At 42.4% G+C, this 21,370-nt stretch carries 21 protein-coding genes and 1 pseudogene; 10 read left to right on the forward strand and 12 right to left on the reverse strand.

The annotated features are described in order from the left end of the window. Window positions 1–65: 65 nt before the first annotated feature. The 6 genes and pseudogenes from CDG77_RS26810 to CDG77_RS26835 form a co-directional block, all read left to right on the forward strand. A pseudogene (locus CDG77_RS26810) lies at window positions 66–1,031 on the forward strand (ABC transporter ATP-binding protein/permease); the annotation flags it as partial. A 324-nt stretch (window positions 1,032–1,355) separates the two neighbouring features. Further along, a complete protein-coding gene (locus CDG77_RS26815; RefSeq protein ID WP_094332333.1) occupies window positions 1,356–2,708 on the forward strand; it encodes a histidine phosphatase family protein in 1,353 nt (450 codons plus the stop codon). A gap of 184 nt (window positions 2,709–2,892) precedes the next feature. Beyond that, window positions 2,893–4,173: a dihydroorotase gene (locus tag CDG77_RS26820; RefSeq protein ID WP_094332334.1), complete on the forward strand. Its 1,281-nt coding sequence runs from the start codon at window positions 2,893–2,895 to the stop codon at window positions 4,171–4,173. 425 nt (window positions 4,174–4,598) lie between these two features. Beyond that, window positions 4,599–4,865 (forward strand): hypothetical protein, encoded by a 267-nt coding sequence (locus CDG77_RS26825; RefSeq protein ID WP_094332335.1) that lies wholly within the window; start codon window positions 4,599–4,601, stop codon window positions 4,863–4,865. Window positions 4,866–4,890: 25 nt separating this feature from the next. Beyond that, window positions 4,891–5,691 carry an SDR family oxidoreductase gene (locus tag CDG77_RS26830; protein WP_094332336.1) on the forward strand — a complete coding sequence of 267 codons (801 nt, stop codon included), beginning with the start codon at window positions 4,891–4,893 and terminating at the stop codon, window positions 5,689–5,691. 276 nt (window positions 5,692–5,967) lie between these two features. Beyond that, the gene (locus CDG77_RS26835; protein ID WP_094332347.1) at window positions 5,968–6,882 is read left to right on the forward strand and encodes a TauD/TfdA dioxygenase family protein; all 915 of its coding nucleotides are present in this window, start codon (window positions 5,968–5,970) and stop codon (window positions 6,880–6,882) included. 55 nt (window positions 6,883–6,937) lie between these two features. Here CDG77_RS26835 and CDG77_RS26840 read toward each other — a convergent pair whose 3' ends face one another. After that, the gene (locus CDG77_RS26840; protein WP_094332337.1) at window positions 6,938–7,846 is read right to left on the reverse strand and encodes a peptidoglycan-binding protein; all 909 of its coding nucleotides are present in this window, start codon (window positions 7,844–7,846) and stop codon (window positions 6,938–6,940) included. A gap of 378 nt (window positions 7,847–8,224) precedes the next feature. Between CDG77_RS26840 and CDG77_RS26845 the strand changes: the two genes are divergently transcribed. Continuing rightward, window positions 8,225–8,950, forward strand: a complete 726-nt coding sequence (locus CDG77_RS26845) for a leucine-rich repeat domain-containing protein (RefSeq protein ID WP_223269994.1) — start codon at window positions 8,225–8,227, stop codon at window positions 8,948–8,950. A 39-nt stretch (window positions 8,951–8,989) separates the two neighbouring features. Next, complete coding sequence (locus tag CDG77_RS37960; RefSeq protein WP_223269995.1) at window positions 8,990–9,247, forward strand: hypothetical protein; 258 nt, start codon at window positions 8,990–8,992, stop codon at window positions 9,245–9,247. Window positions 9,248–9,301: 54 nt separating this feature from the next. Here CDG77_RS37960 and CDG77_RS35765 read toward each other — a convergent pair whose 3' ends face one another. The 11 genes from CDG77_RS35765 to CDG77_RS26900 form a co-directional block, all read right to left on the reverse strand. Further along, window positions 9,302–9,622 (reverse strand): hypothetical protein, encoded by a 321-nt coding sequence (locus tag CDG77_RS35765; protein WP_143857097.1) that lies wholly within the window; start codon window positions 9,620–9,622, stop codon window positions 9,302–9,304. A gap of 50 nt (window positions 9,623–9,672) precedes the next feature. Further along, the gene (locus CDG77_RS26855; RefSeq protein WP_223269996.1) at window positions 9,673–9,972 is read right to left on the reverse strand and encodes a hypothetical protein; all 300 of its coding nucleotides are present in this window, start codon (window positions 9,970–9,972) and stop codon (window positions 9,673–9,675) included. Then, window positions 9,972–11,690, reverse strand: a complete 1,719-nt coding sequence (locus CDG77_RS26860; protein WP_094332349.1) for an NAD+ synthase — start codon at window positions 11,688–11,690, stop codon at window positions 9,972–9,974. The genes CDG77_RS26855 and CDG77_RS26860 overlap by 1 nt, the downstream gene beginning before the upstream one ends. A 229-nt stretch (window positions 11,691–11,919) precedes the next feature. After that, entirely contained in the window at window positions 11,920–12,666 is a 747-nt protein-coding gene (locus CDG77_RS26865) for an NUDIX hydrolase (RefSeq protein ID WP_094332339.1), read from the reverse strand. Beyond that, the gene (locus CDG77_RS26870) at window positions 12,627–13,226 is read right to left on the reverse strand and encodes a nicotinate-nucleotide adenylyltransferase (protein ID WP_094332350.1); all 600 of its coding nucleotides are present in this window, start codon (window positions 13,224–13,226) and stop codon (window positions 12,627–12,629) included. The genes CDG77_RS26865 and CDG77_RS26870 overlap by 40 nt, the downstream gene beginning before the upstream one ends. Window positions 13,227–13,230: 4 nt before the next feature. Next, window positions 13,231–14,637 (reverse strand): nicotinate phosphoribosyltransferase, encoded by a 1,407-nt coding sequence (locus tag CDG77_RS26875; protein ID WP_094332340.1) that lies wholly within the window; start codon window positions 14,635–14,637, stop codon window positions 13,231–13,233. 215 nt (window positions 14,638–14,852) lie between these two features. Further along, window positions 14,853–15,557 carry a mobilization protein gene (locus tag CDG77_RS26880; protein ID WP_094332341.1) on the reverse strand — a complete coding sequence of 235 codons (705 nt, stop codon included), beginning with the start codon at window positions 15,555–15,557 and terminating at the stop codon, window positions 14,853–14,855. A 564-nt stretch (window positions 15,558–16,121) separates the two neighbouring features. Beyond that, on the reverse strand, window positions 16,122–16,838 hold the full coding sequence (locus CDG77_RS26885; protein ID WP_094332342.1) for a pirin family protein: 717 nt from the start codon (window positions 16,836–16,838) through the stop codon (window positions 16,122–16,124). Between the two features lie 474 nt (window positions 16,839–17,312). Continuing rightward, complete coding sequence (gene dps / locus CDG77_RS26890; protein WP_094332343.1) at window positions 17,313–17,897, reverse strand: DNA starvation/stationary phase protection protein Dps; 585 nt, start codon at window positions 17,895–17,897, stop codon at window positions 17,313–17,315. A gap of 398 nt (window positions 17,898–18,295) precedes the next feature. Continuing rightward, complete coding sequence (locus CDG77_RS26895) at window positions 18,296–18,712, reverse strand: hypothetical protein (protein ID WP_094332344.1); 417 nt, start codon at window positions 18,710–18,712, stop codon at window positions 18,296–18,298. Next, complete coding sequence (locus CDG77_RS26900; protein ID WP_094332345.1) at window positions 18,709–19,563, reverse strand: FAD-binding domain-containing protein; 855 nt, start codon at window positions 19,561–19,563, stop codon at window positions 18,709–18,711. Before CDG77_RS26900 ends, CDG77_RS26895 begins: the two co-directional genes overlap by 4 nt. Window positions 19,564–19,835: 272 nt before the next feature. On the opposite strand from CDG77_RS26900, the gene CDG77_RS36855 reads away from it, so the two are divergent. Both CDG77_RS36855 and CDG77_RS26905 read left to right on the forward strand, forming a co-directional pair. Further along, the gene (locus CDG77_RS36855; protein ID WP_181154345.1) at window positions 19,836–19,991 is read left to right on the forward strand and encodes a hypothetical protein; all 156 of its coding nucleotides are present in this window, start codon (window positions 19,836–19,838) and stop codon (window positions 19,989–19,991) included. A 241-nt stretch (window positions 19,992–20,232) separates the two neighbouring features. After that, complete coding sequence (locus CDG77_RS26905) at window positions 20,233–21,279, forward strand: glycosyltransferase family 4 protein (RefSeq protein WP_094332346.1); 1,047 nt, start codon at window positions 20,233–20,235, stop codon at window positions 21,277–21,279. Window positions 21,280–21,370: the final 91 nt, after the last annotated feature.

The following is a 21,370-nucleotide window of genomic DNA, read 5'->3' on the forward strand; positions in this document are numbered from 1 at the left end:
CCCCTTAAAATGATTATCATTATTGTTTAAAATTGGATTCTTGGTTTTTGTTGATTAATTTATTCTTTGGAAGTCCCTTAGAAGCAGTAACTAAACAACCCGAAAATGTGAGTACTATTAAATCAATAGAAGAAAATCATTTTGCTTTTGAAAATGTCACTTTACAAACGCCAAACTATGAACAGGTAATTGTCGAAGATTTGTCTCTCACTGTTCAACCAGGAGAAGGTTTATTGATTGTGGGGCCAAGTGGCCGAGGTAAAAGTTCTCTATTGAGAGCGATCGCTGGTTTGTGGAATGCGGGGACTGGTCGTCTGGTGCGACCTCCCTTAGAAGAAGTCTTATTCTTACCCCAACGTCCTTATATAATCTTAGGAACTTTGCGCGAACAGTTACTTTATCCTAAAACTAATCGTCAAATGAGCGATACAGAACTTAAAGAAGTTTTGCAACAAGTTAATTTGCAAAACTTAGTAAGTCGAGTCGATGGTTTTGATACAGAAGTTCCTTGGGAGAACATATTATCGCTAGGAGAACAACAACGTCTGGCATTTGCACGTCTGTTAGTTACTCATCCTAGATTCACTATATTAGATGAAGCGACTAGTGCGTTGGATTTGAAAAATGAAGGAAGTTTATATCAGCAGTTACAAGAGACAAAAACAACGTTTATTAGTGTTGGACATAGGGAAAGTCTATTTAATTATCACCAATGGGTTTTGGAACTTTCACAAGATTCTAGTTGGCAAATTTTGACTGTGCAGGATTATCGAAATCAAAAAGCAAGCATTCCTAAACCCTCTGCAAATACTCCAGCTAAAATAGATGATTCTTCTAAAGAAAAATCTCCAAATAAGTTAGAAATTAGTACAAGTGGGGGGCTTTCACATAAAGAAATTAATGCCTTAACGAACTATTCTCTTAGCACTATTAGAAGCAAGGCAAGTAAAGGAGAGTCGATCGCTACTACGGACGGCTTTATCTACCGCTATGACAAAGACCCAAAGGGATCGAAATGGGTTAGAGTTTAGCCCGCACTGATACAGCTAATTTAGGTATTGTATAAGCACAGATTAGTAGACAACAAAACAAAAAAGTCCTGAACATAATAAACAATCTCTAAGCTCGACTTTATCCAAAATTAAGAACTCGGTTTTCTTTCTCCGGCGAAAACCCTGGCTTTTTAGTTTTTCCATGTCACAGATTATGGATGAAGTTAAAATCCACAGAGATGGATTTTGCCTGTGTCGTTACGGTTCCTAACTGCCTTTTTAACTAAATCCGCCTTTCTGGGTCGGTAATTCTGCAATCATTTTGCAGTAGAATTAATCGTCTAGATACAGGAGGGCTTTAAGATGACTCGTGTCATCATTGTGCGCCACGGTCAAAGCGGTTATAATACCGAGCGGCGTATTCAGGGACGCACTGATGCGTCAACATTAACCGAAAAAGGTCGTAACGATGCCAGTAAAGCTGGCAAAGCCCTCAGCAATATTGTATTTAATGCTATTTATAGCAGTCCCTTGCAACGAGCGAAACACACAGCAGATATTATCCATAGTCAGTTAGCTACTCATGCTGAACAGTCTGCTGTAATCCAAGTTTCTGATTTGCTGCTAGAAATCGACCTCCCTTTATGGGCAGGGCTGGTAACTGCCGAAGTCAAGCAGAAGTTTGCCGAAGACTACCGCACTTGGCATCAGCGCCCCGACGAACTGCGGATGCTGCTAAATGATGCAGAGGGAACAAGAGAACATTTTCCTGTTCTTGCTTTATACGAACAAGCACGGCAGTTTTGGCAAGAAACTTTGTCTCAACATCAAGGCGAAACTATTCTGATAGTGGGGCATAACGGCATTAATCGCGCCCTCATTAGCACAGCTTTGGGAATCTCTGCAAGTCGCTACCATTCAATCCAGCAATCTAACTGTGGCATCAGCGTACTTAATTTTGCTGGGGGATTGGGTGAACCAGTCCAGCTAGAATCTTTAAATCAGACGCAACACACTGGAGAGGCTTTACCTTCATTGCGACCAGATCATCAAGGAGTACGGTTGTTGCTAGTGCGTCATGGCGAAACCGACTGGAATCGCCAAACCAGGTTTCAAGGACAAATTGATGTTCCCCTGAATGACAACGGCAGACAACAATCGCAAAAAGCAGGCGAATTTCTTCAAGAGGTAGCGATTGATTTTGCTGTAAGTAGTACAATGCTGCGCCCTAAAGAAACAGCAGAAATTATCTTAAAACAGCATCCTAATGTAAAGTTAGACTTGCAAGATGGTTTAAGAGAAATCAGCCACGGACTTTGGGAAGGAAAATTAGAAACAGAGATAGAGCAAGAGTTTCCCGGAGAGTTGCAACGCTGGCGGTTAGTACCAGCCCAAGTGCAAATGCCTGAAGGGGAAAATTTGCAAGAGGTGTGGGAACGCAGCGTTGCAGCTTGGCAATCAATTGTGGAAGCAGCATTAACTAATCAATTCAAAACTGTATTAGTGGTAGCTCATGATGCTACTAATAAAACTCTACTTTGTCACATTCTAGGTTTATCGCTAGAAAATTTCTGGAATTTCCGTCAGGGTAATGGCGCAGTCAGCGTTATCGATTACCTTTCTGGAATCGATGGTTTCCCAGTACTGCAAGCAATGAACATCACCGCTCACTTCGGTGGAGGCGTACTAGATAAAACAGCAGCAGGGGCATTGTAAAAAAGTTAGGATACGCGATTAATCGCGTCTGTACAAGAGTGAGGAGTTAGGAATAAAGTTAGGAGTGAAAAATATGAGTGATGAATAAAGTTAAAAATGATGGGCAAGGAACAACTAATTCCTAACTCATAACTTATAACTCCTAACCCCTAACTTTATTCTTGATTCCTAACTAAAAAGTTTTATGGCTGAACTGCTACAAAAAGTACGGGTAATTGACCCAGTTTCTAAAATCGACGAACTCTTTGATGTGCTAATTGCTGATGGTTATATTAAAGAAGTAGCTTCGCACATTGCTGATATTCATTCCGATATTCAAATTAGAGATTGTCAGGGATTAGTTCTCGGGCCTGGGTTAGTGGATTTGTACAGCCACTCCGGTGAACCAGGATTTGAAGAACGGGAAACCCTCTTGTCTCTTTTAAAATCTGCTGCTGCTGGCGGCTTTACCAGAGTTAGCATTCTACCCGATACATCCCCAGCTATTGATAATCCTGCACTTGTGGCACAGTTGCAGCAGAAAAGGGCAGAGGATAATTTATCTCCCCTGCTCCCCTGCTCCCCTGCTCCCCTGCTTCATATCTGGGGTGCTATTACCCTAGATGTTGCTGGGAAGCAAATGACGGAATTAGCAGATTTAGCGTCTGCTGGAGTTGTTGGTTTTAGCGATGGTAAGCCCTTTGAAAATTTGGCGCTGGTGCGGCGAGTGTTAGAGTATCTCCAGCCGTTGGGTAAACCAGTCGCATTTTGGCCTAGCGATCGCCAGTTAACAGCAAATGGTGTAATGAGAGAAGGGGTAGATGCGCTCCGTTTCGGTTTACCACCCATACCCGCCAGTGCCGAAACCACTGCGATCGCAGCTATGCTTGAATTGGTTGCAGCCATCGGTACACCAGTTCATATCATGCGCGTCTCCACATCTCGCAGCGTGGAATTAATCGCCTCAGCCAAAGCTGCTGGTTTACCCATCACCGCCAGCACCACCTGGATGCACCTTTTACTTGATACAAAAGCAGTTAAGAGTTATCACACTAGCTTGCATTTAGACCCGCCTTTAGGCAATCCCAGTGATGTGGTGGCCTTGCGTGCGGGGGTACGTACAGGGGTTATAGATGCGATCGCGATCGATCACACACCCTACAGCTACGAAGAAAAAGTCCAAGCCTTTGCTGAAGCACCTCCAGGAGCAATTGGTTTAGAGTTAGCATTACCTTTGCTGTGGCAATATCTAGTTGAAACTGAAGAATTTACAGCTTTAGAGTTATGGCGGGCATTAAGTACGAGTCCAGCAGAGTGTTTGGGGCAAAAAGTCAGTGCGATTCTACCTCATCAACCAGCAGAACTTACTTTATTTGACCCCCAGCAAACCTGGAAAGTCGAGCGAAAAAGTCTTTATACACTTTCACAAAATACACCTTGGTTAGGACAACAATTGAAGGGTCATGTTGTGCAAACGTGGTGTTGAAATAATTCGTAATTCGTAATGACGACACCAAAGATATAAAAGTTCTTAATTTTGAATTTTCCCATACTGCCCAGCAAAATCTAGAGAAACTTGGAAAGCAGCTAGTCATACAGCCAGGTAGGAGGTTGACAGCGACTAGCTTACAACACAGCAATAGATGTAACTATTGGTGAAACAAATCTCTTTGCAAGGTGCTTGATTATTCTAGCTGTCTGTGATAGATTTCTTTTCATCCTCTAACTACGGTAACACAATAGATTTATCGTAGTTTATGAAATTTCGTTAACCTAGTTACAAGGATTTGGAATCGAGTTTATCTATTACACGCAGTACATTGCGAACCAACGAACTAGAAATTAATCTCTAAGCCAGGGCAACCTTATGAGCAAAATACGTGCTGTGATTGTTGACCCCAGCCAGGGCGTTTGGCACTGAGTGAAGTGAATACACCAAAGCCTGCCCTGGATTATGGATATTTACAAGATACTCAATCTGGAGATGGAAATAATATTGATGTCTGGATAGGTAGCTTGTTGAATCAAACAGTAACTGCCGTCATTTGTAGTGTTGATTTAGAAAAGCGGGATACAGAAATCAAGATACTTCTGGGTTGTACATCTGACGAAAGACAAGCCATTTTAGATATCCATAATATAGGCTCTCAATCGGCAATATTATTGGTTCGTAAGTAAATTACATTTATGAGGGTAAATTTGTATGAGTTTAGAACTAAAACTATCAGGTAAAACTGCGATCGTCACAGGCGGAAGTGCGGGAATTGGGTTAGCTACTGCCAAAGCCCTTTATAGTGAAGGTGTGAATGTTGCGATCGCAGCCCGCAATCAAGAAAGACTAGAAAATGCAGTAGTTGCCATCCAGTCGCTACCAATATCAGGGGCGAAAGTTATTGCCATCAGTGCTGATTTAACAAAAGCAGAAGATATTGAGAAAGTTGTCTCCACAACATTAGCCCAGTTTAATCAGATTGATATCTTGATTAACAATGCCGGATCAGCCCGTGCTGGCTCTTTCCTAGAATCCACTGATGATTTATTTTTGGATGCTTGGAACTTAAAATTATTGGGCTACATCCGCCTAGTTAGAGCCGTCGTTCCCCATCAAAAAAGCCGGGGTGATGGACGAATTGTTAATATAGTTGGCGGTGCAGGACGTACACCTCGCCCTAACTTCCTCGCTGGTGGTACAAGCAATGCTGCTTTGCTCAACTTCACAAAGGGCATTTCTAAAGAGCTAGCTGAGTACAAGATTCGCATAAATGCCATATCGCCCGGTGCTACAGCTACTGAGCGTGCCGAGACTTTAGCTCGGCAAAACGCCCAAGCGCAAGGGATCGCTGTTGAGCAAGTGAAGGCACAAAACCTCCAAAGTATTCCTTTAAAAAGAATCGCCCAGCCAGAAGAAATTGCCGCATTAGCCTTATTTTTGGTGTCCGATCTAGCTGCATCAATTACAGGAACAGAGATTATCGTTGATGGCGGTTCTACTCCTGGTGTTTAGCAATTCAAAGGAATCAGAAATCAGCAGATGTTTCCAATTTTAGATTTTTCCTTCAATCCAAAATTGAATGCTGACTACCTAAGTAAAAACATTAGCCTTTGCAAGGTGACTTGTAAAATCTCTTTTTTCTCTCTGCGCCTCTCTGCGGTTAAAAATCTTTTATTTAACCACAGAGGCACAGAGAACACAGAGTCAAGAGATTGGAATTTCTTGATGCAAATTTTCACTCAACTTGAAAAGGCTAGTCCCAAACATAAACTTATTGGAGATAAAAACATGGGTTCTCAATACTTTGATATCAAACCAGTTGCAGGACGGATCGGTGCTGAAATTATCGGTGTTAATCTGAGTTCTAATCTCAGCGATGACATTATCAGCGATATTCGTAAGACTTTAGTCAAACACAAAGCGATCTTTTTCCGAGATCAGCAACAACTCGATGCTGATGGACAGGTTGCCTTCGCTCGTCGTTTCGGTAAACTGACAACAGCCCATCCCACTGTACCATCGCTGCCAGAAAACCCAGAAGTTTTAGACCTGAATTATGGGCGCACCACTTCCCGCGCCAATAACTGGCATACCGATGTGACATTTGTAGACAGTCCTCCTCTCGGCTCTATCTTACGAGCGCTTGATATTCCCCCAACCGGTGGCGATACAATCTGGGCAAACTCTGTGACTGCATACCAAGATTTACCTACCCATCTGCGTAATCTCGCCGATCAACTTTGGGCAGTACACAGCAACGCTTACGACTATGCAACTGGATTCGACCTACCTGAAGATGTCAAAGCTCAACGGGCTGTCTTCACCTCGACTGTATACGAGACTCTGCACCCAGTTGTACGCATCCATCCTGAATCTGGGGAGCGGGGGCTATTTATCGGTGGATTTGTGCGCCAGTTCCGTGGTTTATCAACGACTGAATCGGATGATATTCTCCGGCTGTTGCAAGCATACATAACCCGTCCTGAGAACACAGTTCGTTGGCGTTGGCAAGTTGGTGATGTAGCCTTTTGGGATAATCGGGCTACTCAACATTATGCGATCGCAGATTACGAAAACCAGCCCCGCCGCGTTCAACGAGTGACAATTGTCGGCGATCTCCCAGTTGGCATTGATGGTAAACAAAGTGAGGCTATCAAGGGAGACGCTTCTAAATACAACCGACGCGAGGCGGTGACTGCGTAATATTTTGGTATTGAGCATTCCGCATGGGGCAGAACGCTGCCCCTAAGAGGATATTTTAAGCTGGAAAAGTTTTGAGGAAATCATCCCCAGGAATCACGCTAGTGTAAAAAGTGTATTTGCGATTAGCAACATAACGGCGGTCTTGTTTAATAATCCTCATAAACTCTCTATGTCCGTCACGAGTCCGTCCTACTAAACAACCCGCACTAGCAAGGCGAATATCATTCCTGGGGAAATCAAAGCCGTAGTGTTGATTCACATAAAAATTATCACCTGTATCAAGCTTGTCGCCAGTCCGTTTAAAATCTTGGTTGAAATCTCTACAAACAGTTATATCTCCAACTTGCACTAATGCTTCGTGAGGTTCTGCTGTGCCGTGGATGCCAACAGCCCAAGCTTTGTATTGCCCAAACTGAATTCTTGCTGCTCCTTTGGGATTCATCGGATTATAAGTGTAGTACTTCCCTGGTTCTGTAGTCGCTTCCCAGTGATCTACGATTTTGGGAACGCCATTTACTACTTCAATGACAATCCGGCGATCGTTAAATTGATTAGGCGTATCACTATTGAGATTCCAGTCTGCATTTATACCTTCAATATAAACAATGTTATATTCTTTTGGATTGGTGAATACTTGATAATTTTTGGATAGCAAGTATTTCACAATCCTACTAGCAATGTCATTACCAAGTTTTAAGGGTTGTTTAGGAAGATCGTCTATTTTAGTTTCAATCAGTTTCTTGGCTGTGACTGCTCCTAAAAAACCACTCTCTTCAGTCTTTGCTAATTCTTGAAATTTTTTGAGAGATATTACAGAAACAGGGCCAAATATCCCATCGGCTGGAGGTTCTAGCAAACCTAAGCCGATTAACAATATCTGAATCTGACGAGTTAAGTCTGCATCTTGTGCGATCGCATCAAATGACCATTTCTCATCTTTTCCCAAGAAATCTTGTAGTTTCATTATGCACCTGCTTTCATTTACTTGCTTCTAAGTATAAACATCATTTTAAAAATTGATGTTGTTTGAAACTATACGCTTGGATGAAATATGATGTCACAATTTTTACTATTAATTTATGATTCGGCACACAAAAATTCACAGGCAATATACTGAATAAAAAACTATTTATTGACGATATATATTAAATTTTTTTCGTTAATGTGGTTCGAGTTCAGAGGTTGAATGGTGAATAATTTCGTAGGGGCACAGGAGTCTGCGATCGTCGCACATTGCCTCAATACAATCCTTCATACAGGCTACATTATTAATTAGCTCAATTTCTCTGCTGCGCGTCCAAGCAGCAACTCGTCGTCAGGCATCGCCTCTGTAAAACCCGAAATGACTAACGAAGAACTGCTGCAAATTATTGAACAAGCTGCCAGAGACAAGGTGACAAAATTAGACCTTTCTTACAAAGGCTTAACAATCCTGCCACCGGAAATTGGCCAACTCACCAACCTGCAATTTCTCTACCTCCGCAGTAATCAACTGAGCAGTCTGCCACCGGAATTTGTCCAACTCACCAACCTGCGATCGCTCTGCCTCAGTAGTAATAAACTGAGCAGTTTGCCAGAGGGAATTGTCCAACTCACCAACTTGCAAACCCTCTTCCTGTCCAGTAATCAACTGAGTAGTCTGCTACCGGAATTTGTCCAACTCACCAACCTGCAAACCCTCGACCTAAGCAATAATCAATTGAGCAGTCTGCCACCGGAATTTGTCCAACTCACTAATCTGGAATTTCTCAACCTCAGCAGTAATCAACTGAGCAGTCTGCCACCGGAATTTGTCCAACTCACCAATTTGCGATCGCTCGACCTGGGCAGTAATCAACTGAGCAGTCTGCCACCGGAAATTGTCCAACTCACCAACCTGCAATTTCTCTACCTCGACAACAATCAACTGAGCAGTCTGCCAAGGGAAATCAGGCAACTGCGAAAACTGAATAGGCTGGATCTTCGTAGAAATCCACTCCCTATTCCACTAGAGATTTTGGGGACGAAGGATTTAGATAAAGCTCCGGGTTATGTGAATGAAATTCTCGATTTCTACTTTCGGGTGTAAAGTCCAACCGAAACCAAACCCTTCTACGAAGCAAAATTTTTGATTATTGGCGAAGGAGGAGCCGGTAAAACCTCTTTAGCCAAGAAAATTAAAGAATTAGATGAAACTATGAAAGAAGTTGGTGGAGCTAATTTGCAGGGGTTTCGTGAAGAAATTGACCAATACACCGAAATTCGCAACACGATCGCAGAACTCACCAACCTGCTAAAAGATATGAACACGCTCACCCCTGATATTCACAGCAAATCAGACTTTGAGGAGTTGCTGAATGCGATCGCACAGCGTTTAGATGAGTAAAACTAGACTATTAGTGACGCTTTGAGATAGAGCAATGTCTCTGACGGGCTATGCCTACGCCCTTTTAACTCGACAATTTGTGTTCTGAAGTGCAAGTTTTAAGTTCAGAAGTAGAATGATGAGGATAAAAGGCGCAACTGCGAGGATAAAAGGCGCAACTTCGAGGATAAAAGGTGCAACCGCGAGGATAAAAGGTGCAACCGCGAGGATAAAAGGTGCAACTGCGAGGATAAAAGGTGCAACTGCGAGGATAAAAGGTGCAACTGCGAGGATAAAAGGTGCAACCGCGAGGATAAAAGGTGCAACTGTGAGGGTTAAAGGTAAAGCGATCGCCCTTTTAGCTCGACAACTCATGTTCCAAGGTGCAACTTTCAAGTTCAGAAGTTAAACAGTGAAGGGTGAAAGTAAATATTTGGCTCTTTAATTCACTTTGGAGTTTGCACTGTCCAATCCTGTATCATCATGTCAGTGTGGCGTAATGACCGACCATACTCTAAAGCTTCCAAAAATGCTGGTTCATCAGAGATTGAGCCAATAACCTTTTCCAGCCAATTACTATAGGTAGACGCATCAATGACTTGATGTTTGATATCTGCAACTGTTTGTTCAAGAGTCGCTAAACGTTGTTCAAAATTTGCTTCATCTAACATAATTTTCTTTGAGACTCTAGTTTTAATGGTAATGCTTATCCGCGCCTGAATAACGCGGATGAGCATCTTGTCCATCACAACAAACTAAGGTTAGGTGTAGCTGTAGTTTTAGCCTGGTAAGCCTTTTTGACACCAACCCAGTTACTAGCAATTGGCATTCGCCAACCAGTTCCGAAGGCGCGATCGGTGATTTTCAATCCGGGAGGTGCTTGTCGCCGTTTAAATTCAGCCCGCGCTACCATTTGGATTACTCTGTCTACAATTACCGAATCGTGACCGGCTGCAACAATTTGCGCTGCTGATTGGTGGTTGTGAACCAGGCGTTGCAAAATATCGTCCAAAATTTCGTAGGGCGGTAGAGAGTCTCGATCCACTTGTCCTGGTTTGAGTTCGGCGCTTGGTGCTTTAGTCAAGACGTTTTGCGGGATGATTTCACGATCGCGATTTAACCAATGGCAAAGTGAATACACACGGGTTTTCGGAACATCTGCAATCACGGCTAACCCACCGTTCATATCGCCGTAGAGAGTACAGTAACCCACAGCCATTTCTGACTTGTTACCTGTAGATAAAAGGAGATAGCCAAATTTATTAGCGATCGCCATTAATAAGTTACCGCGAATCCGAGACTGGATATTCTCTTCAGCTAGTCCAAACTCAGTACCTGCAAACAAATCGTCTAAAGTTCGATCGAAGCCTTGCATTAACTCGCCAATTGGTAAAAGATTAGTCTTAATCCCCAAATTGTCGGCTAATGCCACAGCATCACTAATGGAATGCTCCGAACTGTAAGGGGAAGGCATAAGAACACCGAGGACATTTTCTTTACCAAGTGCAGCAGATGCGATCGCAGCTACGATTGCCGAGTCAATCCCACCACTTAAACCCAAGACTACTTTAGAAAAGCGACACTTACGAGCATAATCTTGCACTCCTAAAACCAAAGCTTGCCAAATTTCTTCATCTTCTGATTGATATGCAGGTTCTACAGAACTCAACTGTAAATCGCGTTGTGTTTCATCAAATTCAACTACTAATAAATCGGTGTCAAAACCACGGGCGCGACACATAACTTCACCTTGACGATTTAAGGCAAAACTACGCCCATCAAAAATTAGATCGTCATTTCCCCCAACCTGATTAGCGTAAATAATCGGTTGTTGAAAACGGACTGCACTATGCTTGAGCATTGTTTCTCGGAGCTGCTGCTTGCCTACCGTGTAGGGCGAAGCAGATAAATTCACAATCAAATCTACACCCAAAATTGCTAAATCAGCAATGGGATTGACTGCATAAGTCCGTTTACCCCAGAATTCCTCATCATTCCATAAATCTTCGCAAATAGTTACGCCAATATGGATATCATCTAAAGTGAAATAATTAGCTTGTAAACCTGCTTCAAAATAGCGACGTTCGTCAAAGACATCGTAAGTAGGCAAAAGTCGTTTGTGAAAAACTTGTTTGACTTTGCCATCTTCTAACAAAGCTATGCTGTTAAATAATGTTTTCCCGCCAGAAATAGAGGCTTCGAGATTTTGTTCAACAGTTCCTACCAACACAGCTAAATTTGGCGGTAAATCTTGAGCCAAGTTTTGTAAAGTGATACCCATTGCTTCCACAAAACTAGGATTTAATAATAAATCTCTAGGTGGATAGCCACATAAAGAAAGTTCTGGTGTGAGCAACAAACGCGCCCCGCTAGATGCCGCGCGTTGTGCCGCCTCTAAGATTGTTTGGGCATTTAAAAGCAAATCACCAATTGTCGGATTAATTTGAGCGATCGCAATTTTCATATCATTAGTCATTTGTCATTGGTCATTGGTCATTTGTCAAGAGTCACTTATGACTTATGACTTTGCAATCCGGTTCGGTTAACGTTTTAATATTTTGAAGATCCCCCGAACCCCCCTTAAAAAGAGAGGCTTATAACCCTCTTCTACCTCCTTTTTAAGGGGATAGCCGCAGGCGGGGGGATCTTAACCGAAAGGTATTGTAGGAATTTGGACTCTGTAAAGTGATTGGTTAAATAAACACCAAAGGTTTATCTTTTAAGGGAGCAAAAGCTTCCGCGTCAAACTTATACAAACTAGCAGGACGACCAGCACCTCGTGATACCTTAATTCCGGTATCGCATAAAAAACCTAACTTGAGTAGACGCGCCCGAAAATTAGAATAATCGGAAAAGTTATCGCCTAAAACTGTGGCGTATAACTGATATAAATCATTCAAGGTAAACATTTCTGGCAAGACTTCAAAAGCTACCGGGCTATACTCTAATTTATTACGCAACCGCCTGTGGCCATAAGCCAGAATTTCATTATGGTCAAAAGCTAATTGCGGTACTTGTTTTACCGGATACCAAGCTATGCCAGTCATGCGATCGGCAATTAATTCGGCTTCCTCAAATCGCACTAGGGCAAAGTAACTAACTGATAGATAACGCACACCATAACTATCAGTTGCTTCCCGTGGATCGCGATTTGGCCCGCCAAATGTATAGAGTTGTTCTAAATAGAGATTGTTGACCTTAATTTTCTCTGCCATAATGCGATAGGCGGCATCTTCTAAAGACTCTCCGGGACGCACTAAAGTACCGGGAAGACTCCAATGATTTAAAAATGGTTCTTGCTGTCGCATTACAAGTAGAACTAACAGCCGATTTTGTACAGTATCTACAGAAAAAATTACATTATCAACACCAACCTTGAAATCGGCCAAAGGTTGTTGGTTTAACGGAGTTGGTATATTTTTTTGTGAACGTCCTGGCATTCGTACAAATGCTCTTGATTAATATAGGCAACTACAGGGGCTGTGAGGGCTTGAGAATCTCCATGTTCGCGGTATGCTGTTGAGGAAACATCTAGACCGGTCAGACTAGCGATCGCAATTTTCCCTCCCAGCTTTTGCACTACCTCTGAACTAGACTCATCTATTACATATCCGGGTCGCGGTACAATCAGTAGTTGCACTTGCTGTAACAAATCTTCAATGCGATACCAACGTGGTAGCTGACTCAGTAAATCTGAACCAATAATCAACGTCAATTCAGCGTCTTCACCCCAAATAATCTTCGCTTTCTCAACTGTTTCCAGTGTTCGGAAGCTACTTAATTCTTGTTCCAAAGCAATATTGTGCCTTAGCGCGTCTATATCCGCAATCAACAGTCGCAACATTGCCGCCCGATGTTCTAGGGGTGTTTGATGAGACTTAAATGGATTATCTGCTGCCCAAACCGCTACCCAATCATAACGCTCAGACAACCAACTCAGAATTTTTTCATGTCCCGCAGTTGGCGGATCGGCACTAGTACCAAACAAAGCAACTCTCATCATCTTACTTTGCGTCCTTTGCGGTTCGTTTCTTAGTTTCTTCAGTCAACTCCCGTAACCCCTCAGAAATCTCAACTTCTACAGCTACAGGACGATCCAAACGCCTTGTCTGTTGTGGCAAACTGGCAACTGAGGCGGTGCTACGTTGACGAATTGTTGCCAAAGATTCTAACGGTTGTATCCGTTGACCCTCCTGCACTACTAACTGCAATAAAGGTTCTTCTTCTAAAGAAATTTCACCTAAAAGTCCCAATCTATCTGCTTTTACCTTACCTCCTATAAACGAGCGAAAAATCTGCTTGCGTCCTGGATAAGTAACCTTACCACTTGACTGCTTCATCACTGGGATACCATCAATGTCTACGAGTTTATAGACTCCATTTACAGGCGAACCTGTAACTAATCGGGTTCCCAGTCCGTAACCATCAATTTGCGCCCCAGCAGCTTTTAACCTGGCAATTTCCCACTCATCCAAGTCGCCACTGGCAAAAATTGGCACACCGGGAAGGAGCGATCGCACCTGCTTTGATAAGGTAACTAAATCTCCTGAGTCTAATCTCACTCCTGTTAATTGCATTTCCCCGGAATTTACTTTTTCGGCCAAGCGTTGGGCAGCAGCAACGGTATCGTAAGTATCAATCAGCAACGGCGCACCCGGAAAATATCGATGAAATGCACTAAAAGCTTGTTCTTCAGTGCCTTCTATTGCTGATAACGCCATCACCAGGGCGTGCGCCATCGTACCACTTGGCTGTTGGCCCAGTTGTAGCGCTGCTAACACATTGGAGGTGGAATCTAACCCACCCGCCAAGGCAGCCCGCGCTGCCCACAAAGACCCTTGGGGACTAAATGCGCGTCTTGTGCCAAATTCTAAAAGTGTGGCTGATTCGCCTGCTACATCCCGCAACCGGGCTGCTTTTGTGGCAATCAAAGTCTGGTAATTAATTGTATTTAAGAGGTAAGTTTCCACTAGTTGCGCTTGCCAAAGGGGTGCTTCCACCCGCAACAGTGGTTGATTGGCAAATACAGCTGTCCCTTCTGGTACTGCCCAAACATCACCCGTAAATTTACCCTCAGCTAAAAGTGACCAAAAGCGATCGCCTGCATGAGCAAAAATTCCTGTCGCCTGTAATGCCGCAATTTGCGATGGACTAAAGCGGAATTTGGTTAAATATTCCAATGCCTGTGTCAGCCCCATTGCAATTAAATAACCAAAACCCTCTGGCAATCGTCTGACAGACAACTCAAAGCTGGCCCGTCGTTGTTCGATACCTTCGCCTGTGTAACAAGCTGCCATCGTCAATTGGTAAAGATCCGTCAGCAAGCTGTAGTCTTCCGCAGAGAGGTTTAGTTCCTGGTTCTGCTGGCTTTGCTGTTTATATACATAGTCCAAATCTGGCAAAGTTGTCATGCAAGAGATTCCTTACAAGATGCTTCTCTTATTTATGGTAATATTCACCATAAATAATGTCAACTACCGTTAAGGATATTTCAGAGATTGCTCTATAAAGTAGGTTTATGGGCAAATTTATACTAGCTTTATAAAATACTTAATATTTTTTAATAGTAAAAGCTAGCAATAATCTTTATCAGACCTCTTGTAAGAGGTCTAATGACTAATGACCGCTATTCAACTTTTTCATACCAGATACCTACTTTCTCAAAAGCACCATAAGCAAGCTTGAGAAAATTCACTACTCTCTGTTTCCCAATTATCCCAAATTCTTTATACTCTCTAGCCTCTGCAAACGTTAGGCGATTTTGGTCAATTATGTTTCTTTCTCTGTATGCTAACTTCGGAAAATCTATAATTTTTATCGGATATTTATTTACTATGTTCTGAAAATTGGAGTCTGACTCTAGATGCTCCCAATCATCACATAGCCCTAAATTCCTCACCAGAATATGAGGGATTTTATCACCGTAAGTATTCACTGACTGATTAAACAGGTTGATGCTGTCGTATCCTCCTGTCGATACAAACCATTTGCAAAACATCACTCCTTGCGAACTTCCTAGTTCAAGTAATTGATTAGATTCAATCCACCCTTGTACTGCTCTATGGGATTGTGCAGATAAATTCACAATTACTGGCTTCTCTACCGCCCACTCAAATATTCTATCTGCCTTATTTGCCTGTCGTTCATTCTCACTAAACACAGCATACTTACATATTTCCTTATATACCCCTGCGACATCTGGATTCGATCTATCCGTCTCCACTGGTACAAACGGGATTCTCTTATCTAGACAATACTGAATCATTGTCCTGGCAAAGAGAGATTTTCCTACCCCACCTTTTTCACCATCCACAAAATGAATCGTCGGCATTACAGCGACCTCTAATATTTATTAAAGTCTGATACATCTTTCCCAGGCTAAGAGGATGTCTGAGAAGTATCAAATATTTGTTGATCCCCCCTAACCCCCCTTAAAAAGGGGGGAATAAGAGTCTTAAAGTCCCCCTTTTTAAGGGGAGCCACTGCGGTCTTGGGGTCTCCCCAAGTGAAGCAAGTGGCGTGGATTTAGGGGGATCTCCAAGTGTTAGGTGTATACAAAAAAAACTTTTCAGACATCCTCTAAGAACTTTTTGGCGATCGCCGCCTAATTGTTTTGGTAGTTTTGTGAGAAAGTATAACCTTTCTTCAGAGCCGATTGAAGGTCAATTTCGTAGAAAGTAAACGCTTTCTGGTGGTGATAGTTCTTTTTTGTCCTTCTCTTCTAGCTTGTCTAGGGAAGTTAGAGCCGCTTAAGGATTCGTAATGCGATGCCTGTGGAGGGCTAGTCCTACGTAAATCCGCACCCAATCGAGAAATATTTCCTCTCACAAAGCAGAATAGGGTGGGCATTGAATGCCCACCCTATAAGCTAGCTTTTCAGCAAACAGACTTAAGATTAGCCCAAATCGAAAAGCAAGATTTCGCCGCCGATGTTAGTGCTAATTTCTAGCTGTTCTTCGCCGTTGATTTGTACGCCATCACCTGCTCTAAGTTCCTCGCCATTCAGGTTAACTATACCTTGGGCGACTTGTAACCAGGCATAGCGATCGCTTTTGACTTGATAATTAACAACATCACCATCCTCTAAAACAGATGTGTATAAATCAACATCTTGGTGAATTGTCACAGCACCATCGCGCCCATCTTTAGCAGCAATTAAGCGGAGTTTGCCGCGCTTTTCTTCGAGAGGAAAAGCTTTTTGTTCGTATCTTGGCGTTATTCCTTCTCGATCGGGAAGAATCCAGATTTGTAGTAAATGGAGTGGTTCAGTTGGTGAAGGATTAAATTCACTGTGGCTGATTCCTGTTCCAGCGCTCATAATTTGGGCATCACCGGGGCGAATTACTGAGCCTGTACCCAAGCTGTCTTTATGCTCTACAGCACCTTCTAAGACATAAGTGAGGATTTCCATGTCACGATGACTATGGGTAGGGAATCCAGCACCGGGAGCGATGCGATCGTCGTTAATTACGCGCAGAGAGCGAAATCCCATCCGGTTGGGATCGTAAAAACTACCGAAGGAAAATGTGTGATAACTATCGAGCCAGCCCATTTTAGCGTGACCACGGGCGTTGCGATCGTGAATTAAGTGGGTAATTGTATTTTGAGACATAAATTTACCTCTTTGTTAATGAGTATTTAGTTAGGAAGCGCTCAATTTTGGATTTTAGATTTTAGATAGCGGAGTATCTTTTGGATTACAGGAAAAATCTAAAATTGGCAGAATTTGAAATCAAAATGGAATTAGCATACCTTTTCACCAACCTAATAACTTCTTCAAGTTTAAGTAGGTGGGTGAGAAAATTTATAACTATGTCATTGCGAACGCAACGAAGTGGAGTGAAGTAATCACAAGGTTTTCACCGCTTTGACTTTTCGTTACATAGTTATATTTATTTGTGCCTGCCTACTTAAGTATTGATTTTGATGGATAACTTGTTGAAGATATTTGGAATTTCTTGACTTCGTTTTGAACTATTTCAATAGTAAGGTATATACATATAAATGAAAAGTACGCACTTAAAAGTGACGTACTTACCAAAAAGATACTATTAGATTTAAGAAAAACTACTTTTCTCAGAAGTGCTTATTTTACACCAGCAGGGATCTTTTGAGTTTTAGTAGTAGTAGTACCTGCTTTGCCATTGCCATTCTCTGCCTTAATTTCTGCTACTTGCAGATGAGCTTCTAAGAACCAGAGGCGTTTGTCAATGGTGCGGGAGATTTCGGTGTAAAGATCGGCGGTATCGAGATCGTCTAATTCATCAGTTTTAGCGATCGCGTCTCTAAGATGTTTAGCATAGAGGGCATAACGATCTGCTAAGGCTGTTACATGGTCTTTACCATCCAAAACATCTAAGGCATATTCTGGCAGAATTGAATTACTAGCTGCGGCGCGGGCTGTTCCAAAAGCGTATCCGCCTAAAGCTGTAATGCGTTCAGCTACCAAATCGATGTAGGCTTCCAATTCCCCAGCTAGTTCATCAAATAATAAGTGTAGTTGGTAGAAGTCAGTTCCTTTAACATTCCAGTGCGCTTGCTTGGCTTGGGTTTTTAGATCCGAAGTAGCTGCTAAGGTTTGGTTGAGAAGTACTACAATTTGCACTCGCGCTTCGGCAGGAATGTCAATGCGGGTGGGGTACAAACGTGATGTAATGCTGTTGTCGCTCATGATTTTACGTTGTTAATGCCTTTTAAATCTAACTTTACAGATACTAGTTGGTTGTGCGAAACTCTCTGACGATGGATTATATTAATGGCTGGATGTGTTACTGTATATAGCTTATACAATTTTTAATTGAGAATTTTTCGGCAAAAGGCCCAAGTGACAAATGACATTAGATGCGATGGTTTTCTATGGTATTAAATGTACTACCGAAAAGGCGATCGCTAATTTTTTATCATTCGGCAAAAAGTCACGATCGACACTCAGTTCAATTTGACTCACTTCATCTAACGGTTGCAAATATTCTGGCGAGAGAATGAGATATAAAGAAGCGATGTAAAGTACTTTACCTGTATCTGTTGGTAGAAGAAGCGATCGCTAAGTATTACAATATTACAATTGGGCTATTCAAAAACATAATCTTGAGCCACTTTCCAGTAGCGTGAGAACCGCTTCAGGTCAATATAGCCATCATAATCAAAAAATGGTTCTACCTCTACCATTTCCACTGCTATAGAACCCTCTATTTGATTGCAGATGTCATTAAATCGGGGACTAGGACTATTGGCTGTGACAACTAAATTCGCATCATGTTCTTTCGCAAAAGCTAAAATTTCTTGTACCACATCACCACGACGGATAACAACGGGTAACTCTAGCAAGCATTCGTAAATAAACGTGAGGCGTTTAAGACTCAATTGCCATTCATCTATCAAAGCCTCATCCCAAACCCAAATAGCTGGTGCATTTGGGTATTTTTGCAATCCTGGGTTGTATGGACTGAGGCAGTCTCCATGTACCCAAATAATTGATTTATTCATTTTTTACCTCTCTTTCCACGCTGCCAACTTTGGCTATTGGCTTGTTTGCTAAATTCCCCTTTAGGAAAAAGTCGCTGTTCTAATTCTTCATAGCTGTCTTCAAAATCACAATGGCCGTAAAGGGGACATTTCTGGCAATAAATACTTTTGGTGTAGCGTTCCAAATTTTCACGGTTGAAAAAATACGGTTTATGACTAAAGGTGCTAGCAACCCACTGCCATGACATATTATTGCTAGCAGGATCTCCATCTAAAAGGTGTTCGAGAAACCACTTCGCTCCTGCTTGCCAATGAATCCGCCGCCAATGGACAATATAAGCGGCTAGCCACATCCGGGCGTGGTTATGTAAATAGCCAGTTTCTTTTAAATCACGGCTAAAACTGTCAATGCAGACTCTGCCTGTGGTTCCTTGTTTGATATCTTGCGGCAATTCCGATGCATATTCAGCCACAGTGTAACCAGTTTTATACTCTTCCTGGTCTTTCCAGATTCCATCCCCTAATTTTACATACAACCGTTGCCAGTAGTCGCGCCAACCTAACTCGTTAATTAGTTTCGTCGCATCGTTTTGGTGCTGTACCCGTTCAAGGACATAATCTCGAATTTCTCGCAAACTCAAAACGCCATAGCGGATGTAAGGCGAAAGTCGCGTGACTGCACCCGTGAAAAAATTACGTGTTTGCGCGTAGCTTACTGGGTTGATTTGTTGCAGCATTTTTTGTGCGGCCTTGCGTCCCCCTAGAGTTTCGCTGATGTAGCGATCGCGTTCTGCTGCACCTGGGAATTGTTCGCGGAGGTAAGCTACCAACTCATCGCGGTTGGTAAATTCGCGTTGCATATCTTTAGACATTACTAATTTTGACTCTTGACGATCGCTACTTTAGTAAATCTTAATCTTAAGCAACCTTTCAAAGCTTCAATTCCAACTTTCATGACTATTAGCTTGCTAAAGTATAGGACTTATATAGGACTAGTATTTGATTTCTGAAAAAATCTAAGTATGTGTAGGGTGTGTTACGGCTTCCGTAACGCACCAAAACATAAAGGGTGGTGCGTTAAGCCTACGGCATAACACACCCTACGTGTATTTCAAAAATCAAATATGAGTCCTATATTTGATTTTTGAACAAGATTCAGTACACATCTATACCCTTCTTTTCTGTTCCCTATTCCCTGTTCCCTACCTACGCAGATAATTATGGCTACGCCACGCTACGCGAACAGGAATCAAATCGGATTGCTGCTGATGCTGGTGTAGCAATTGGAAATAGAAAATAAGTCTCTAGCGACTGAAATAGCAGATTCGGTCTTTAAAGTTTTGGAGTTTTACCCCGATTTATCGAGCCGTTACTGAATAAGTCTTTAAGCTAAGTAACTCGTTATCAGCGCTATTAGTCAGTAGTGAGTGGTGAATTTTACCGACTACTGACTACTTTTTAGCTGTCGTTGAATACCTCAATAATTATGTTGATTGGTACTCAGTTACTTGTCTTAAATTTTTATACATCTCTAAAACTTTATGCGAATCATACATATTTTAAACCACGTTCAAGAGATAGGTAACGGTATTGTAAATGTGGCTGTGGACTTGGCTTGTTTGCAGGCAAAATCTGGTTATGAGGTAGCAGTTATTTCTGCTGGTGGTGAATATGAAAAATTACTAAATGTATGTGGTGTCAAACACTACCAACTAGACCAAACGAGGAAACCGATAAGTATTATCAAAGCGGCTGTGCGTTACCGAGCGATCGCAGCTGAATTTCAGCCGGATATCGTTCATGCTCACATGATGACGGGGGTAATTTTAGCACGCATCTTTAAAGGCAATAAATATACTTTAGTTTCCACAGTCCATAACGAATTTCAGCGTTCTAGTGTGCTGATGGGTTTAGCTGATAGAGTAATTGCCGTTAGCAAAGCGGTGCGAGATTCTATGGCAAAGCGGGGTATCCCAGAAAACAAGTTGCGGGTAGTATGCAATGGAACTTTGGGCAGTCCCCGTACCAGGCAAATACAAGATTATCAACCTTTAGGGTTACAACGTCCAGCGATCGCAACTGTAGCCGGTATGTATCAACGCAAAGGTATTGCTGAGTTAATCGCTGCCTTTGAACAAATTGCCCCTGATTTTCCCCAAGCGCATCTTTATTTGGTAGGAAATGGCCCGGATAAACAGCTATTTGAGGCACAAGCACAAGCAACTTCTGTAAAAGAACGGATTCATTTTGAAGGCTTCCAGCCAGAACCTCAACGCTACTTGATATCTTGTGACATATTTGTGCTGGCTTCCCATCGCGATCCTTGCCCTCTGGTACTTTCAGAAGCTAGAGAAGCTGGAATTGCGATCGTTGGTACTCAAGTAGATGGGATTCCTGAAGCTTTGGACAATGGGCAAGCAGGTCTTTTAGTGCCAGCAAAAGATAGTAAGGCTTTGGCTGGGGTTTTAGTGCAATTACTGAGTAATGCCGATATGCTGCATGAGTGGAAAAATCGGGCAAATCAAAACCTTCAGTGGTTGAGTGTTGCCCGCGTTCATCAAGAAACATTGGCAGTGTATCGTAATTAAAGGGAATTGGGAATTGGGAATTGGGAATTGGGAATTGGGAATTGGGAATTGGGAATTGGGAATTAGGAATTGGGAATTGCTACTTTCCCCA

The organism is Nostoc sp. 'Peltigera membranacea cyanobiont' 213 (assembly GCF_002245975.1).
GTDB lineage: Bacteria > Cyanobacteriota > Cyanobacteriia > Cyanobacteriales > Nostocaceae > Nostoc.